12 protein-coding genes are annotated in these 15,512 nt (G+C 72.1%); 7 read left to right on the top strand and 5 right to left on the bottom strand.

The annotated features are described in order from the left end of the window. Positions 1-39: 39 nt before the first annotated feature. Positions 40-606, bottom strand: coding sequence for a DNA-3-methyladenine glycosylase (locus tag HHL10_RS22140; protein WP_169162581.1), 567 nt, complete (start codon positions 604-606; stop codon positions 40-42). A gap of 207 nt (positions 607-813) precedes the next feature. Here HHL10_RS22140 and HHL10_RS22135 point away from each other — a divergent pair, with 207 nt between their 5' ends. Both HHL10_RS22135 and pbpC read left to right on the top strand, forming a co-directional pair. Further along, positions 814-6,012 carry an alpha-2-macroglobulin family protein gene (locus tag HHL10_RS22135; protein WP_169162580.1) on the top strand — a complete coding sequence of 1,733 codons (5,199 nt, stop codon included), beginning with the start codon at positions 814-816 and terminating at the stop codon, positions 6,010-6,012. A gap of 314 nt (positions 6,013-6,326) precedes the next feature. After that, entirely contained in the window at positions 6,327-8,579 is a 2,253-nt protein-coding gene (gene pbpC / locus HHL10_RS22130) for a penicillin-binding protein 1C (RefSeq protein ID WP_169162579.1), read from the top strand. Positions 8,580-8,679: 100 nt separating this feature from the next. On the opposite strand, the gene HHL10_RS30695 is transcribed toward pbpC, so the two are convergent. Then, positions 8,680-9,012, bottom strand: coding sequence for a winged helix-turn-helix domain-containing protein (locus HHL10_RS30695; protein ID WP_169162578.1), 333 nt, complete (start codon positions 9,010-9,012; stop codon positions 8,680-8,682). Between the two features lie 168 nt (positions 9,013-9,180). Here HHL10_RS30695 and HHL10_RS22120 point away from each other — a divergent pair, with 168 nt between their 5' ends. Together HHL10_RS22120 and HHL10_RS22115 are read left to right on the top strand one after the other, a co-directional pair. Beyond that, positions 9,181-9,828 (top strand): DUF6647 family protein, encoded by a 648-nt coding sequence (locus HHL10_RS22120; RefSeq protein ID WP_169162577.1) that lies wholly within the window; start codon positions 9,181-9,183, stop codon positions 9,826-9,828. A gap of 233 nt (positions 9,829-10,061) precedes the next feature. Beyond that, the gene (locus tag HHL10_RS22115) at positions 10,062-10,781 is read left to right on the top strand and encodes a PEP-CTERM sorting domain-containing protein (protein ID WP_205833159.1); all 720 of its coding nucleotides are present in this window, start codon (positions 10,062-10,064) and stop codon (positions 10,779-10,781) included. 76 nt (positions 10,782-10,857) lie between these two features. Here HHL10_RS22115 and HHL10_RS22110 read toward each other — a convergent pair whose 3' ends face one another. From HHL10_RS22110 to uraH, 3 genes are all read right to left on the bottom strand, one after another. Next, the gene (locus HHL10_RS22110) at positions 10,858-11,568 is read right to left on the bottom strand and encodes a haloacid dehalogenase type II (RefSeq protein ID WP_169162575.1); all 711 of its coding nucleotides are present in this window, start codon (positions 11,566-11,568) and stop codon (positions 10,858-10,860) included. A 138-nt stretch (positions 11,569-11,706) separates the two neighbouring features. Further along, positions 11,707-12,669 (bottom strand): Bug family tripartite tricarboxylate transporter substrate binding protein, encoded by a 963-nt coding sequence (locus HHL10_RS22105; RefSeq protein WP_169162574.1) that lies wholly within the window; start codon positions 12,667-12,669, stop codon positions 11,707-11,709. A gap of 75 nt (positions 12,670-12,744) precedes the next feature. Then, complete coding sequence (uraH, locus tag HHL10_RS22100; RefSeq protein WP_169162573.1) at positions 12,745-13,101, bottom strand: hydroxyisourate hydrolase; 357 nt, start codon at positions 13,099-13,101, stop codon at positions 12,745-12,747. Between the two features lie 203 nt (positions 13,102-13,304). Here uraH and HHL10_RS22095 point away from each other — a divergent pair, with 203 nt between their 5' ends. The 3 genes from HHL10_RS22095 to HHL10_RS22085 all read left to right on the top strand — a co-directional run. Continuing rightward, positions 13,305-14,054 (top strand): GntR family transcriptional regulator, encoded by a 750-nt coding sequence (locus tag HHL10_RS22095; RefSeq protein ID WP_169162572.1) that lies wholly within the window; start codon positions 13,305-13,307, stop codon positions 14,052-14,054. Between the two features lie 239 nt (positions 14,055-14,293). Beyond that, positions 14,294-15,241 carry an allantoinase PuuE gene (gene puuE, locus HHL10_RS22090; protein ID WP_169162571.1) on the top strand — a complete coding sequence of 316 codons (948 nt, stop codon included), beginning with the start codon at positions 14,294-14,296 and terminating at the stop codon, positions 15,239-15,241. Between the two features lie 3 nt (positions 15,242-15,244). Beyond that, positions 15,245-15,512, top strand: a 268-nt coding sequence (locus HHL10_RS22085) for a 2-oxo-4-hydroxy-4-carboxy-5-ureidoimidazoline decarboxylase (RefSeq protein ID WP_310734649.1), incomplete at its 3' end; no start/stop codon positions are given.

The following is a 15,512-nucleotide window of genomic DNA, read 5'->3' as shown; positions in this document are numbered from 1 at the left end:
TCCTCAAGCACCCGGCCCTTTCGCCAGACCCGAAATCCCTCAAGTAAACCCCTTGCTGAGAAATTTCGACCCCTTCAATCCGAACCGCCACAACTCGTGCGCCGCCTTGCTGATGCCGATGCGCGGCCCGATCAACAGCTCCACCGGCTCCGGCGGCCCGGGCAACAGCTGAAACGGCGGCGCGTCCAGCGCCTGACCGTCCAGCGCCCGCGTGATGCCCAGCGCCTGCGCCAGCCGCCCGGGGCCGGCGCACAGCAACTCCAGCTTGTCCAGGCCACGGCGCTCGCGCATCAGCTCCAGCCCCTGCGTGGGCTCCAGCGCGCGGATCAGCACCCCGGCGCCATGCCCGGGCTCGCGGCACACGAAGTTCATGCACCAGTGCATGCCGTAGGAGCGGTAGACGTAGGCGTGCGCCGGCGGGCCGAACATGGAGGCATTGCGCGGCGTGCGGCCGGCGTAGGTGTGCGAGGCCGGGTCGCTCTGGTCGTAGGCCTCGGTCTCGACGATGAGGCCGCCCACGCCGTCGATGAGCAGGGTCACGCCGATGAGCTGCCGCGCCACCAGCAGCGAGTCGGCGGAGAAGTCGATGTTCGCCAGTCGGGTCATCGCGCCAGTATGGGCGGCCCCCGCCGCCCTCCGTGCGCGCGGGGCTGAGGCGCCGCGCCGGGCTGCATCGGTAGGCAAGCGATGCAACCGGCCCGGCGCATCGCCGTGGCCTTCGGCACAAGACCAGTCACATCCGCCCATGTCCCGCGGTCGGCGCCGGCGCTACCTTGCGCGTTGCACGTCAACGTCCAGCTGCGGGAGAAGCCCATGGTGCAGAGCGTGGTGGGAGGCAAGCGGGGGATCGCGTTCGCCGTGGTGCTGCTCCTGGCGGCCCTGGCGATAGGCGCCTGGTGGTGGCACGAGCAACGGCTGTCGGCGGCGCCCGCCGCGCTGTCCGACCCGGATGCGCCCTTCACCACGCTGGACTGCAAGCCGCGCCTGCTTGATGACCGCCCGGCGCTGGCCGTGGTGTTCTCCCAGCCGGTGGACGCCCGGCAGGATTTCAGCCGGGCCTTGCGCGTGGTGGACCTGGGCCCGGCCAAGGCCGACGGCGAAGCCCGGGAGCGCAGCGCCGAGCAGCCGGCCTCCGCCGCCGGCTCCGCGCCCGATGAAAAGCTGCTGCAGGGCGGCTGGGTGGTGGGCGACAACCCGCGCCTGGTCTACTTCCCCTTCATCCAGCCGCAGCGGCGCTTCCGCATCGAGGTCGATGCCGGCGTGAAGGCGCAGGACGGGCGCGCGCTGGCCGACGCGCACCGCTGCGAGGTGGTCAGCGAGGCCATGCCGCCCTCTTTCTTCTTCGCCAGCCGCGGCGTGGTGCTGCCCGCCGGCCAGAACGGCGGCCTGCCCGTGGTCACGGTCAACGTGCCGGAGGTGGACGTGCAGTTCCTGCGCGTGACGCCGGAGCAGCTGCCGCGCTTCCTGGAGCGCGTCGCGGGCGGGCGCAAGGGCGCGCGCGACGCGGACGCGGAAGGCAACGCCGAGGGCGACAGCGAGGGGCGCGGCGGCGGCTACGAACCGCCCGGCCGCCGCCTGCAGGGCCTGGTCGGCGGCTGGGAGCTGGACCAGCTGCGCCAGAGCGCACGCAGCGTCTACCTGGGCCGCTTCGCCACCGACGACACGCCCAACCGCCGCCATGTCAGCTTCATTCCGGTGGAGGGGATCAGGGAGCTGCAGGAGCCCGGCGTCTACATCGCGGTGATGGGCCAGCCCGGGCGCTTCGACAGCGAGTACCAGGTCACCTACTTCTACGTCAGCGACATCGGGCTGCAGGCGCGGCGCTACGCCGGCTCGCTGGACGCCTTTTCCACCTCGCTCAAGAGTGCCGAAGCGCTGCGCGGCCTGCAGTTCGAGCTGCTGGACGAGAACGGGCGCAGCCTGGCGCGCGCCCAGGGCGACAGCGAGGGCCACGCCCACTTCGACGGCGCCTTCGACACCGCCGCGCTGCTGGTGGCGCGCTACGGCGACGAGCACCAGGGCGCCATGAGCGTGCTGGCGCTGCGCGCGCCGGGGCTGGACCTGTCGGAGTTCGAGATCAACGGCCATCCCTCGCGCAACACCAAGCTGTTCGTGTACGCCGGGCGCGACCTGTACCGGCCCGGCGAGCGTTTCGAGCTGTCGGTGCTGATGCGCGACGCCGACGGCAAGCCGCTGCCGCCGCAGCCGCTGACGGCCACGCTCAAGCGCCCCGACGGCCGCAGCGTCAGCACCAGCGTGTGGAAGCCGGAGGAGAAGTTTCCGGGCTACCTGCGGCATGCCGTGGCGCTGCCGCCGGACGCGCCCACCGGCAGCTGGCTGCTGGAGCTGCGCGCCGACCCAGGCGCCAAGCGCGCGGACGCGGCGTGGAAATTCCAGGTCGAGGAGTTCCTGCCCGAGCGCATGAAGCTGGAACTGAGCACCGCCCGCCCGGTGCTGCTGCCCGGCGAAGCCTTCGAAGTGGCGGTGCGCGGCGACTACCTGTTCGGCGCCCCGGCCGCGGGCAACCGCCTGCTGGTGGCGGCGGCCACCGCGCGCCAGCCCCTCGCCCTGCCCCAGAAATGGCCCGGCTTCGTCTTCGGCGACTTTGCCGACGACGAGCTGGCCCGGCGCCAGGAGGTGGGCGAGCAGGAGCTGGACGCGCAGGGCCGCACCGAGGTGACGCTGCCGCTGCCGGACCTGCGCCCGGACTCGCCCATGCTGGTGCGCGGCAGCTTCAGCCTGCTGGAGAGCGGCGGCCGGCCGGTGGTGCGCTCCATCGAGCGCGTGCTGTGGCCGGCGCCCAAGCTGCTGGCGGTGCGTCCGCTGTTCGATGGCCAAGTGGCGCCGGAGAACAGCACGGTCGGCTTCGAGCTGATCCGCGTGGACGTGAATGGCAAACCGCAGCCGCTGAAGAAGGCGCCGCTGCGCCTGGTGCGCGAGGACCGGCAGTACTACTGGCGCCATGACGACCAGAAGGGCTGGCACTCGGGCTACACCGAGACCGACGAGCTGATCGAGTCCGGCCAGGTGGCGCTGCAGGGCGAGCGCACGCGGCTGACGCTGCCGGTGCGCTGGGGCCGCTACCGGCTGGAGGTGGACGACCCCGAGACCGGCCTGACGCTGCGCTACCGCTTCTACGCCGGCTGGGGCGCGCAGGAGGCGCAGGACGTGGGCAACCGCCCCGACCGCGTGCAATTGAAGCTGGCGCGGGCGCCGCTGAAGGCGGGCGAGCGCGCGCAGCTGAGCATCACGCCGCCGCACGACGGCACGGCGCTGGTCACGGTTGAGGGCGACCGGCTGCTGTGGAGCCAGCGCATCGACGTGCGCGCCTCGGGCACGCGCCTGGACATCCCCATCGACCCGGCCTGGGCGCGGCATGACCTGTACGTGGGCGTGACGGCGCTGCGCCCGGGCAGCCGCGGCGAGCGCGTCACGCCGGCGCGCGCGGTGGGCCTGATGCACCTGCCGCTGGCGCGCACGGAGCGGCAGCTGAAAGTGGCGATCCAGGCGCCGGCCAAGGTGCTGCCCGAAACGCGCGCCACCGTGCGCGTGAAAGCCGACGGGCTCGATGGGCAGCCGGCGCTGGTGACGCTGTACGCGGTGGACGTGGGCATCCTCAACATCACCCGCTTCGCCACGCCGGACCCGCTGGACTTCTTCTTCGGCCGGCACCGCTACGCCGCCGAGCAGCTCGACCTCTACGGCAAGCTCATCGAGAAGATGGAGGGCAGCACGGCGCGGCTGCGCTGGGGCGGCGACGCCGGGATGCGCGACAGCAAGAGCCTGCCCAAGAAGGTGCGGCTGGTGGAGCTGTTCAGCGGGCCGGTGGCGCTCGATGCCCAGGGCGAGGCCGCCATCGCGCTGGACATCCCGGACTTCAACGGCACGCTGCGCCTGATGGCGGTGGTGGCGGGCGCGGACCGCTTCGGCAAGGCGGACGCGGAAGTGGTGTCGGCCGCGCCGCTGGTGGCGGAGCTGGCAACGCCGCGCTTCATCGCGCCCGGCGACAGCGCCTTCATCGCACTGGAGCTGACCAACCTCAGCGGCGCGCCGCAGGAGCTGAAGGTCAGCCTGCAGGGCGCCGAGCCGGTACGCGTGGGCGGCACGGCGCAGACGCTGTCGCTCAAGCACCAGCAGCGCGCCACGCTGCGCTTCCCGGTGGAGGCCACCGACGCCTACGGCCTGGGCCGGCTGCGGCTGCAGGTGGCCAGTGCCAGCGGCCTGCGCATCCAGCGCGAGTCGGTGCTGCAGGTGCAGCCGGCCACGCCGGCCGAAACGGAGATACGACGCCTGCGGCTGCAGCCGGGCGAGTCACTGAAGCTGGACGCGCAGGCGCTGGCGCGCTTCCACCCGGGCTCGGCGGCGCTGTCGCTGGCGGTGTCGGACAAGCCGCCGCTGAACCTGCGCCCGCTGGTGCAGGGCTTGCTGGACTATCCCTATGGCTGCCTGGAGCAGACCACCAGCGCGGCCTACCCGCACCTGTTCATCGACGAGGCGCAGGCCCAGGCGCTGGGGCTCAAGCCCCGCAGCCGCGAGGAGCGGGCACAGTTCGTGGAGGGCGCGCTGGGCCGGCTGGCGGGGATGCAGAAGGCCAACGGCGGTTTCAGCCTGTGGGGCGACGGCGGCTACGAGACCTGGCTGTCGGCCTACGTGCTGGGCTTCATGCAGGACGCGCGCGACCAGGGTTTCAGCGTGCCGGACGCCTTGTACCGCAAGGCCCAGGGCTGGCTGCTGCAGGAGCTGCAGCAGGCACCGAACCGCTTCCCGCAGCTGCCGGCGGCGCTGCAGGCCGCGATCAGCGCCAGCGGGCCGCGCGCGGCGGCGTCCAGCGCCAGCGGCGTGGACGCCGGGGGACTCAGCAACCGCGACCGCAACCTGCTGCGCGACAGCCACCAGCGCTTCGCCGAGCTGGCGCATGCGGGCTACATCCTGGCGCGCGACCAGAAGGCGCCGCTGGCGATGCTGCGCTACCTGCACGACCAGCAGCGCGCCAAGGCGCGCTCGCCGCTGCCGCTGGTGCACTTGGCCATCGCGCTGAAGCTCATGGGCGACGAGGCCCGCTCGCAGGCGGCGCTGGACGAGGCGCTGCAGCGCCCCTACGGCCTGCCGGGCACGCGTCCGGGCTGGGACAGCGACTGGCTGGGCGACTACGGCACGCCGGTGCGCGACCTGGCGCTGGCCTATGCGCTGCTGGGCCGCCACGACCTGAAGCACGCGCGGCGCGAGAACCTGTTCTTCGACGCGGCGGACCGGCTGGGCGGGCGCGGCTACCTCTCCACGCAGGAGCGGCTGGCGCTGTTCCTGGCCGCGCGCGCGGCCGGCGTCGCGGGCGGGAGCGGCAACAACGGCAACGGCTGGAAGGCCCAGCTTGCCATGGGCGACGCGGTGCAGGCGCTGGCGTCCAAGGGCGTCGAGCAGCGCAGCCTGGACGCGGCGGCGCTCTCGCGCGGCGTGTCGCTGCTGAACCAGGACACGCGGCCGCTGATGGTGGAGGTGCAGAGCAGCGGCTACCCGCTGAAGGCGCCGGCGGCACGCAACGACGTGATCGAGCTGCAGCGCGAGTGGTTCGATGCCAAGGGCCAGCCGCTGCCCGCCGGGCAGGCGCTGAACGTGGGCGAGCTGGTGATCGTGCGGGTGCAGGCCCGCGCCAGCCGGCGCATCGAGGACGGGCTGATCGTGGACCGCGTGCCGGTGGGCATGGAGGTGGAGAACCTGAACCTGTCGCAGGGGCCGAAGGCCGAGGAGTTCCAGATCGGCGGCGTCAACGTCGCGGCGGCGATGGCGGACAGCAGGGTGAAACACCGCGAGTACCGCGACGACCGCTACGTGGCCGCGGCGCGGCTGGACGGCGACTGGCTGCCGGTGTTCTACCTGCTGCGCGTGGTCAGCCCGGGGCGCTTCGTGGTGCCCGCGCCCTTCGCGGAGGACATGTACCGGCCCGAGCTGCGCGGGGTGGGTGCCGGCGGCGGCATGGTGGTGATCAACGATCCGCGGGGGGCGGGGGCGCAGTGATGGGGCAAAGGCGAGCCGCGGTCCGGGGAAAGACTATTGGTCGCTGACCGTGAGCTGATGCGGCTCGCCCACCACTTCGTCATCCCCGCGCAGGCGGGGACCCAGGCGGTCCTACGTCAGAGCGCGAGCGAAGGCGCAACGCCACAAGCCCAACGTCCATGGCACGCCTCTCGATTTGTTCACGGCCGGCTTGGGGACCGCCTGGGTTCCCGCCTGCGCGGGAATGACGAAGTAGGAGGTGTAGCGCTTCAGCCTCCGGGCCAACGTCCGCTGTCCAACTGGCGCGACTGCTCAGCCTCCACCTTGGCCGCGCCATGACCCAGCCCCGCCTTGTCGAGCTCACCTTGGCCGCCCTGCTGGCCCTGCTGCTCGCCCTCGATCTCGCCTTCCCGCCCCCGATTCCCCGGGACGCTCCCGGCGCCGTGGTCCTCGCGCGCGACGGCACGCCGCTGCGCACCTGGCCGGACGCGGACGGCATCTGGCGCCAGCCCGTCACGCCGGAGCAGGTGTCGCCGCTGTACCTGGACGCCCTGCTCGGCTACGAGGACCGCTGGTTCCATTGGCACCCGGGCGTGAACCCGGTGGCGCTGGCGCGCGCTGCCGGGCAGTGGCTGCGGCACGGGCGCATCGTCTCCGGCGGCTCGACGCTGACCATGCAGGTGGCGCGCCTCATCGACCCGCCGCCGCCGGGCACCAGCCGCAGCCTGCGCGCCAAGGCGCGCCAGATCGCGCGGGCGCTGCAGCTGGAGCTGCGGCTGTCCAAGCGCGAGATCCTGACCCTGTACCTCAACCGCGCGCCCATGGGCGGCATCGTCGAGGGCGTGGAGATGGCCAGCCGCGGCTACCTGGGCCGCCCCGCGCTGCACCTGAGCCACGCCGAGGCCGCGCTGCTGGCCGCCCTGCCCCAGGCGCCCTCGCGGCTGCGCCCGGACCGCGACCCCGCCGCTGCCCGGACCGCGCGCGACAAGGTGCTGCAGCGGCTGCTGGCGCAGGGCGTGTGGGACGCGCGCACAGTCGCCGACGCGCGGCTGGAGCAGGTGGCGGCGCAGCCGCTGCGCGCGCAGTGGCTGGCGCCGCTGGCGGCCGAGCGCGTGCGCGCGCAGGCGCGCGGCGCGGCCCGGGGCGCGCCCGCGCCCCTGCTGCGCAGCACGCTGTCGGCCGAGCTGCAGGCCGGCGTGGAGCGGCTGCTGCTGGACCGCGTGGAGGCGCTGCCGCCGCGGGTGTCGATGGCGGTGCTGGTCATGGACAACGACACGCTCGACGTCCTGGCCTACGCCGGCTCGGCGGATTTCGCTGACCCGAAGCGCGCCGCCCACGTGGACATGACCCGGGCCGTGCGCTCGCCGGGCTCGACGCTGAAACCTTTTCTTTACGCGCTGGCGCTGGACGAGGGCCTGATCCACTCCGAGAGCCTGCTGGTGGACGCGCCGCAGTCCTTCGGCGGCTACCAGCCGGGGAATTTCCAGGCCAGCTTCAGCGGGCCGGTGAGCGTGGCCGAGGCGCTGCAGAAGTCGCTCAACGTGCCGGCAGTGGACCTGCTGGACCGCCTCACGCCGCAGCGCTTTGCCGCCGTGCTGCGCGCGGGCGGCCTGGGGCTGCGCCTGCCCGGCGCCGAGCCCAACCTGAGCCTGATCCTGGGCGGCGCCGGGACCACGCTGGAGGAACTGGTCGGCGCCTACCGGGCGCTGGCGCGTGGCGGCCTGTCCGGCCGCCCCCGGCTCACCCCCGAGGCGCCGCGCGTGGAAGGCCGGCTGATGAGCGCGGGCGCGGCCTTCATCGTGCGCGACATCCTCGAAGGCGGCGGCCATCCGGAGCGGCCCTTCACCGAGGGCCTGCGCCGCCTGGCCTGGAAGACCGGCACCAGCTTCGGCTTTCGCGACGCCTGGGCCGTGGGCGTGACCGAGCAGCACACGCTGGGCGTGTGGGTCGGGCGGCCCGACGGTACGCCCAACCCGGGCTTCTTCGGCGCCAACACCGCCGCGCCGCTGCTGCAGGACCTGGTGGCGCTGCTGCCCGAAGCCGAGGCGGCGCCAGCCGCGCGCGTGCCGCCGCCGGGCGTGGCGCCGCTGCACAGCTGCTGGCCGCTGGGCTTGAGCGTGCAGGCCACCGCGCCGGCGCATTGCCTGGTGCGGCGCACCGGCTGGATGCTGGACGGCGCCGCCCCGCCCACGCTGCCGGACCGCGAGCGCAGCGGCGGGCTGCTCGGCGCGGGCTGCGGTACGGAGGGCCAAAGCGTGGCGCGCTGGCCGACGGCGCTGGCGCCCTGGGTCGGCGCGGCAGCGCCAGGCTGCGCCGACAGCGGCAGCGCGCTGCGCATCAGCGGGCTGGACGAGGGCAGCCTGTTGAAACCCGTGCCGGGCCAGGCCGAGGTGGAGATCCGCGTCTGGGCCCAGGGCGATGTGGCGCCGGGCGAGCGGCTGTACTGGCTGCTCGAGGGCGTGCAGCAGCGGCGCGGCCCGGCGGGCGAGGCAGTCACGCTGCGGCTGCCCCCCGGGCGCCACACGCTGACGCTGCTGGACGAGCGCGGGCGCTGGCAGCGCGTGGCGTTCCGGGTGGCGGCGCCCTGAGAGCAGTCCGCATTGTTTCTTGGGGGCTCACTAAGGGCTCACTGACCAGTCAGGAATGGGGAAACCGTTGCCTGCATGTTGACAATTCTTGCCGCAGTGCTCACGGCAGCCGCAGCCGATACCCGTAGCGTGTCACCGTCTCGATGGCCGGGGCGCGCACGCCGAGCTTGCGGCGCAGCGCCAGGATCACCACGTCGATGACGTTGCTGCCGCCCTCGTAGCGCGGGCCCCACACGTCGTCGAGCAGGTCGCCGCGCTTGACGGCCTGGCCAGCGCGCTCCATCAGGTACTGCATCACCTCGCATTCCAGCCGCGTCAAGGCCACGCGCTGGCCGTCCACGCGCAGCTCGTGCGCGGCGGCGTCAAGGGCGATGGCCGGCTGCTGCGGCGCGTTGAGCGTGTTGGCGATCAGCTGCGACAGCCAGCCGTCCACCGACCCGGGGGCCGAAGTCCAGCATCGCGCTCAGGTGCGTGGGTGCGCCCCAGCGCGACGGTACACCCCCCGCGGGAACCGCCAGCGGCTTGGCCCTGATCGGCGGCGGACGACGGTAGCGGGCCGCGCGATTGCTGAGGCACGGACAAGCTCCAGAAGGAGTGCGCCGTGGACGCCGACCTGCCCCCTTCCCGCCCGCGCTCGCGGCTCGCCGGCTTGGCGCTGGTGCTGGTGCTGGCGTGCGGCCCAAGCCTTGCAGCCGGTGAGGCAACGCACCGCCACACGCTGGCGGCCAGCTCGGCCCAGGCCCCGCCCAGGAGTGCCACGGCGCGCCATGCCCTGATCGACGCTCCCCTGGCCGCCGACCTGCTGGGCTGGGCCAGCCGGCTTTCCGGCCTGCCCAGTCCGGCCGGGGAGCCGCCGCCGGCGCTGGTCCCGCTGCCGCCGGCCCAGTTGCAGGCCACCGTTTGCCCCAGGCATCCGCAGGACTGCGCCTCGCTGGTGGCGGTGTACGACACCGACCGGCGCCGCGTGCTCTACCGCGACACGCTGGACATGCGCGATCCGACGGACCAGTCCTTCATCGTCCACGAACTGGTGCACCACCTGCAGTTCCTGCAGCGCGGCGACGCCCTCTTCGCCAGCTGCCCGAGCACGCTCGCCGGCGAAGCCCAGGCTTACCGGGCGCAGAACCTGTACCAGGCGCATTTCCGGCAGTGGCAGCGCATGGGCGAGGTGCTGCGCTTCATGCACTGCGACGGCAGCCCCGGCGGCGAGCCCGTGGCCCGGCTGTTCGGCCCGCCGGGCGCACGCTAGCCACGAGCGGCGTGTCGCCACACACGGGGCTTGCCATCGCAGAGCCCCCCAACCCGTGCCTCGCAAAATCACCTGTAAATTTTCACAGTATTTATTTACACAGGTCAAACTTTTTGAAACAAGTTCTGTTCTGATCCGTTCTCGCCCGAACGGCCATGCCGCCCGCTTGCCGCGTGCCGCAGGACATGGCGCTCCTCAACCTTCTGGACAACCCAAACAAAGGGAGAACGACGATGAAGACAGGCTTGCTCAAGACCTTCGGCGCCGCGGCGCTGGCGCTGGCCGGTGTCGGCGCCCAAGCCACCACGGTGAACTGGACGAACTGGCAAGGCGGGGGCTGGGAGCCGGACGCCAGCTTCACCGGCACGGGCACGGTCAGGGTGGGCAGCATGTCGGTCGGCGTGACCTACACCAACGCCAACCGCAACGGCGTCTACTTCTATCAAACCGATGGCGGCGAGGACTACTGGACCCCGCGTGACTCGAGCTCGCCCTACACCAGCGCCGAGGTGAAGAACGCGCCGTCGTCAACGGACATCATCGGCGCGTGGGCCGCGGGCTGGCAGACCCTCACCTTCTCCCAGGCCGTCTCCGACATCTACCTCTCGTTCGTCAGCCTCAACGGCAACGGCTACGCCTTCGAGCAGGACTTCGACATCCTCAGCCAGGGCTGCGGCTACTTCACCTGCGGCAGCGTCACCAAGCTGCCGGTGGACCTGGGCGACGGCAACATCGAATACCAGCTGCTCGCCACCGGCGGCGAGCCCCACGGCACGATCAAGCTCACGGGCAGCTTCACCTCGCTGAGCTGGCGCACCCTCAACAGCGAGCTCTGGCACGGCTTCACCATTGGCGTCGGCGGTCCGGCGCCCGTGCCCGAGCCGGCCTCGCTGGCGCTGGTGGGCCTGGGGCTGGCGAGCCTGCGGATCACGCGCCGCAAGCCGCAGTCCTGAGGCATGGCGGCCGGTGCGCCCAGGCGCCGGCCCCGAGGGTGCGGCGGCAACCAGCACCTGGCCCCGCCGCCGCGGCTCAGGCGCCCAGCCTGTCCGCCAGCTCGATGAAATCAGCCGCCACCACGTCCCAGGCCTGCGCGGGCGCCAGGTCCTTGCGCTGGTGCGGGCCGTACTCGGTGGGCCGGGCCACGAAGGCGGTGCGCAGGCCCTGCGCGCGGGCGGCGGCCAGGTCGTCGTTGTGGGCCGCGCACAGCATCAGCTCATCGGGCGCCAGGTCCAGCATCCGCGCCGCGCCCAGGTACGTTTCGGGCAGCGGCTTGTAGGCCTGGAAGCTCTCGGCGGAGAACACCACGTCCCACGGCAGCCCGGCCTGCTTGGCCATGTTCACCAGCAGCGCCACGTTGCCGTTGGACAGCGTGCCGATGACGTGGCGCTGCTTGAGCCGCCACAGCCCCTCGCGCACGTCGCTCCAGGGATTGAGGCGATGCCAGACGCGGTTGATGTACCGCCGCTCCTCTTCGCCCAGTTGCTGCAGGCCGTGCAGCGGCAGCAGCTCGTCCAGCGCCTGGCGGTGCAGCGCGTCGAGCACGGTCCAGCCGATGGCGCCGCTGCGCACGCGCTCCATCTGCGGCTGGTAGCGCGCGCGCCAGTCGTCGGCCAGCGCGGCCCAGTCGCGGACGAGGCCATGCCGCGCGCCCCAGGCGCCGAGGTCGGCGGCAATGCTGCCGCGCCAGTCCACGACCGTGCCGAACACGTCGAACACGATCGCCTTGAGCTCATGCGTCATGAGGAACCCTGCGGAGTCAGAGAGACGCCGCAGTGTGCCGCGCCCCGGGGCCGCACCTTGGTGCGGTGCCGTTCATCCTTCGACGAAAGAACGGCCTGCACGCATGCAGGCTGCTTGAGCGGAAGGAGCGAGGCTGTGTCAGGGCTTGAGATCGGCCGCCTTGATGGCGGGCGCCCATTCGGCGGCCTGCTTCGCGACGAAGGCGGCGAAGGGCTCGGGGCCCAGCTTCATGGGCGTGATGCCCAGTTCGGTGAAGCGCCTGACGGTGGCCGGGTCGGCCACGATGTGATCCAGCGCCTTGGAGAGCTTGTCCACGATGTCCTTGGGCAGGCCGGCCGGGCCGGAGACGCCGAAGTAGTTCTCGGCCACCAGCTGCGGCAGGCCCAGCTCGACCACGCTGGGCACCTCGGGCAGCAGCGGCGAGCGTTCGCGCGTGGTCACGGCCAGGCCGCGGATCTGCCCGGCCTTGACCATGGGCACGAAGGCGGTGATGACGTCGATGCCCAGCGGGATGGTGCCGGCGATGAGGTCCGTCGCCATGGGCGCGCCGCCGCGGTAGGGCACGTGCGTCATCCGCACCTTCAGCGCGGCCTTGGTCATCTCGCCCACGATGTGGCCGATGGAGCCGGGCCCGCCACTGCCGAAGGTGTAGCCGGGCGTGGCGGCGGCCTTGGGCAAGTCCTTGAGGCTGGCCGGCCCGGACTTGGGATGGGCCATGAACAGCACCGGCGCCACGCCCAGCATCGCCACGTGCGTGAACTGCTTCGCGGGGTCGTAGGGCTGGCGCGGCACCGTCCACGGGCCGATGGACAGCGGCGTGGAGTTGGAGAGCATGAGCGTGTAGCCGTCGGCCGGCGCGCGCGCCACCTCCGAGCCGCCGATGGTGCCGCCGGCGCCGGGCTTGTTGTCCACCACCACCGGCTGGCCCAGCGCGCGCGCCAGCGGATCGGCGATGGTGCGCGCCACGATGTCGCTGGCGCCGCCGGCGGCGAAGGTGACGACGAGGCGCACCGGCTTCTCGGGCCAGGCGGCCTGCGCGGCGAGGGCCTGCAGGCTCCAAAGCAGCGCGGCGGCTGCGGCGACAGGGCGGGCTCGGGTCATGACTTCTCCCCTTGAAAAGCCACGTTCACGCAAGGCTCGCGCCATGGGCGCGGGCAGGGTTGGCGCCGGGGCGCCTCAGGAGCCGCGGTAGGTGCTGTAGCTCCAGGGGCTGACCAGCAGCGGCACATGGTAGTGCCCGGCCGGGTCGTCGATGCCGAAGTCCAGCGGCACCTCGTCGATGAAAGGCAGCTCGGGCATGGCCGTGCCGCGCGCGCGGAAGTACGGCGCCACCGAGAACACCAGGCGGTAGCGCCCGCGCTGCAGCGTCTCGCCTTCGAGCAGCGGGCCGCCGCCGCGGCCGTCGTGGTCCAGCGTGAGCCGGCGCAGTTCCTGCGTGGAGCCGTCCGCCTGCAGGCGCAACAGCGTCACCTGCATGCCCGCGGCCGGGCAGCCGTTGGCGGTGTCGAGCACGTGGGTGCTGAGTTTTCCCATGGTTCGTCCTGAAAGATGAAAAAGCCGCGGCGGCCCGCGCCTGGTGCGCGGCGCACCGCCCCGGCGCGCCGGGCGGCGCCGCCGGTGCAGTTGAAGGATGCGGGTTTGCACGCTTCCATTGCACGCCAAACTGTATACACTTTGGTCCGCAGTTCCAAGCCCGAGAAGTACCGACTCCACGATCCACGAACCTGCCACCGCTCATGCCCCGCAGCCGCAGCCCGCTCCAGCTCGTCGCCCCCGCCGCCCCGGCCAAGGCCTCGTCGGCCAAGTCGTCCCGCGCCACCGAGGTCAGCGCCACGCAGCGCATCGCCGAATCCATCACCAGCGCCATCGTCGAGCGCCGGCTCATGCCCGGCACCAAGCTCGCCGAGCAGCAGATCGCCGACATCTTCAAGGTCTCGCGCACGCTGGTGCGCCAGGCGCTGAACCAGCTCAGCCGCGACCGCCTGGTGACGCTGGAACCCGCGCGCGGCGCCTTCGTGGCCCAGCCCAGCGTGGACGAGGCGCGCCAGGTGTTCGAGGTGCGCAAGATGCTGGAGAGCGCCATGATCCGGCAGCTGTGCACGCGCATCACCGACGCGCAGATCGCCGAGCTGCGCGCGCACTGCAAGGCCGAGCGCGCGGCCGTCTCGCGCACCGACGTGACCGGGCGCACGCGGCTGCTGGCGGACTTCCACGTGGTGCTGGCCAACATGCTGGGCAACGAGGTGCTGGCGCAGCTGCTGACGGACCTGCTCTCGCGCAGCTCGCTCATCAGCCTGATGTACCAGAGCTCGCACTCGGCCGAGCACTCGCAGCAGGAGCATGTGGCCATCGTCGACGCGCTGGAGCGCCGCGATGCGCGCGCGGCCGTCAAGCTCGTGGAGCAGCACCTGGGCAACGTCGAGCGCAACCTGCGCCTGAACCCGCGCGCCAGCGACCTGGCGCTGGCGCTGCAGCCGGTGGAGTGACGCCGTGTCTCGCTCGCGATTGAGGCATTCCGTTCGTCCTGAGGTATCGAAGGATGAACGGCCCCTGCCGAAGTGCCGCCATCACAGCCTGACGGATTCGCACTTCGATACCTCAGTGCGAACGGGTCATTCCACAAGCAAAGCGAAACAGCAATAAACCCAAGACCCTGGCCGGCCGCAAAGGTCTTCGGCCTGGACTGACTCTCGCGGCCCGAAAGCCGCGGCAAGTGGAGTACCGCATGACCCCTGACCGCTACCCCCGCGACCTGGCCGGTTACGGCCGCAACGTCCCTCATGCCCGCTGGCCCGGCCATGCCCGCGTCGCGGTGCAGTTCGTCCTCAACTACGAGGAGGGCGGCGAGAACTCCGTGCTGCACGGCGATGCCGGCAGCGAGCAGTTCCTCTCCGAGATGTTCAACCCCGCGGCCTACCCCGCGCGGCACCTCTCGATGGAAGGCATCTACGAGTACGGCTCGCGCGTGGGCGTGTGGCGCATCCTGCGCGAGTTCGAGCGCCGCGGCCTGCCGCTGACCGTCTTCGGCGTGGGCATGGCACTGCAGCGCTGCCCCGAGGTCACGGCCGCCTTCGTCGAGCTGGGCCACGAGATCGCTTGCCACGGCTGGCGCTGGATTCACTACCAGAACCTGGACGAGGCCACCGAGCGCGAGCACATGCAGCTCGGCATGCAGGCCATCGAGCAGCTCACCGGGCAGCGCGCCCTGGGCTGGTACACCGGCCGCGACAGCCCCAACACCCGCCGCCTGGTGGCCGACTACGGCGGCTTCGAGTACGACAGCGACTACTACGGCGACGACCTGCCCTTCTGGCTGCAGGTCAAGAAGACCGACGGCAGCCTGGCGCCGCAGCTGGTGGTGCCCTACACGCTGGACTGCAACGACATGCGCTTCGCGCTGCCGCAGGGCTTCAGCCATGGCGACGAGTTCTTCGAGTACCTGCGCGACGCCTTCGACGTGCATTACGCCGAAGGCGACGAGCGCCCGTCGATGATGAGCATCGGCATGCACTGCCGGCTGCTGGGCCGCCCCGGGCGCATGCGCGCGCTGCAGCGCTTCCTGGACCATGTGCAGCAGCATGACCGCGTGTGGGTGGCGCGGCGCATCGACATCGCGCGCCACTGGAAGACCTACCACCCCTTCGACGCCAACACGGCCTTCGTGTGGGAGTGAGCGATGCTGACGCTGGACATCCTCAACAGTGCCTCGCAGGCCCGGTTCACCGAGCTGCTTGACGGCGTCTACGAACACTCGCCCTGGATCGCGGAGAGGGCCTGGAGCAAGCGCCCCTTCGCCACGTTGGCGCATTTGAAACGCGCGCTGGTGGAGGTGCTGCGCGAGGCCGGGCGCGAGCCGCAGCTGGGCCTCATCCGCGCCCACCCGGAGCTCGCGGGCAAGGCCATGGTGGCCAAGACGCTCACGGCCGAGTCCACCAACGAGCAGG

Origin of the sequence: Azohydromonas caseinilytica (assembly GCF_012927045.1) — a bacterium.
GTDB lineage: Bacteria > Pseudomonadota > Gammaproteobacteria > Burkholderiales > Burkholderiaceae_C > Azohydromonas > Azohydromonas caseinilytica.
Note: the sequence above shows the minus strand (reverse complement) of the source record. Positions and strands in the feature narration are given on the sequence as shown.

What these genes read in the sequence shown, in the direction of transcription:
- uraH (WP_169162573.1), bottom strand. Translation starts at nt 13,101, where the DNA reads ATGGGAAAACTCAGCACCCACGTGCTCGACACCGCCAACGGCTGCCCG.
- puuE (WP_169162571.1), top strand. Translation starts at nt 14,294, where the DNA reads ATGACCCCTGACCGCTACCCCCGCGACCTGGCCGGTTACGGCCGCAAC.
- HHL10_RS22135 (WP_169162580.1), top strand. Translation starts at nt 814, where the DNA reads ATGGTGCAGAGCGTGGTGGGAGGCAAGCGGGGGATCGCGTTCGCCGTG.
- HHL10_RS22095 (WP_169162572.1), top strand. Translation starts at nt 13,305, where the DNA reads ATGCCCCGCAGCCGCAGCCCGCTCCAGCTCGTCGCCCCCGCCGCCCCG.
- HHL10_RS22105 (WP_169162574.1), bottom strand. Translation starts at nt 12,669, where the DNA reads ATGACCCGAGCCCGCCCTGTCGCCGCAGCCGCCGCGCTGCTTTGGAGC.
- pbpC (WP_169162579.1), top strand. Translation starts at nt 6,327, where the DNA reads ATGACCCAGCCCCGCCTTGTCGAGCTCACCTTGGCCGCCCTGCTGGCC.
- HHL10_RS22110 (WP_169162575.1), bottom strand. Translation starts at nt 11,568, where the DNA reads ATGACGCATGAGCTCAAGGCGATCGTGTTCGACGTGTTCGGCACGGTC.
- HHL10_RS22115 (WP_205833159.1), top strand. Translation starts at nt 10,062, where the DNA reads ATGAAGACAGGCTTGCTCAAGACCTTCGGCGCCGCGGCGCTGGCGCTG.
- HHL10_RS22140 (WP_169162581.1), bottom strand. Translation starts at nt 606, where the DNA reads ATGACCCGACTGGCGAACATCGACTTCTCCGCCGACTCGCTGCTGGTG.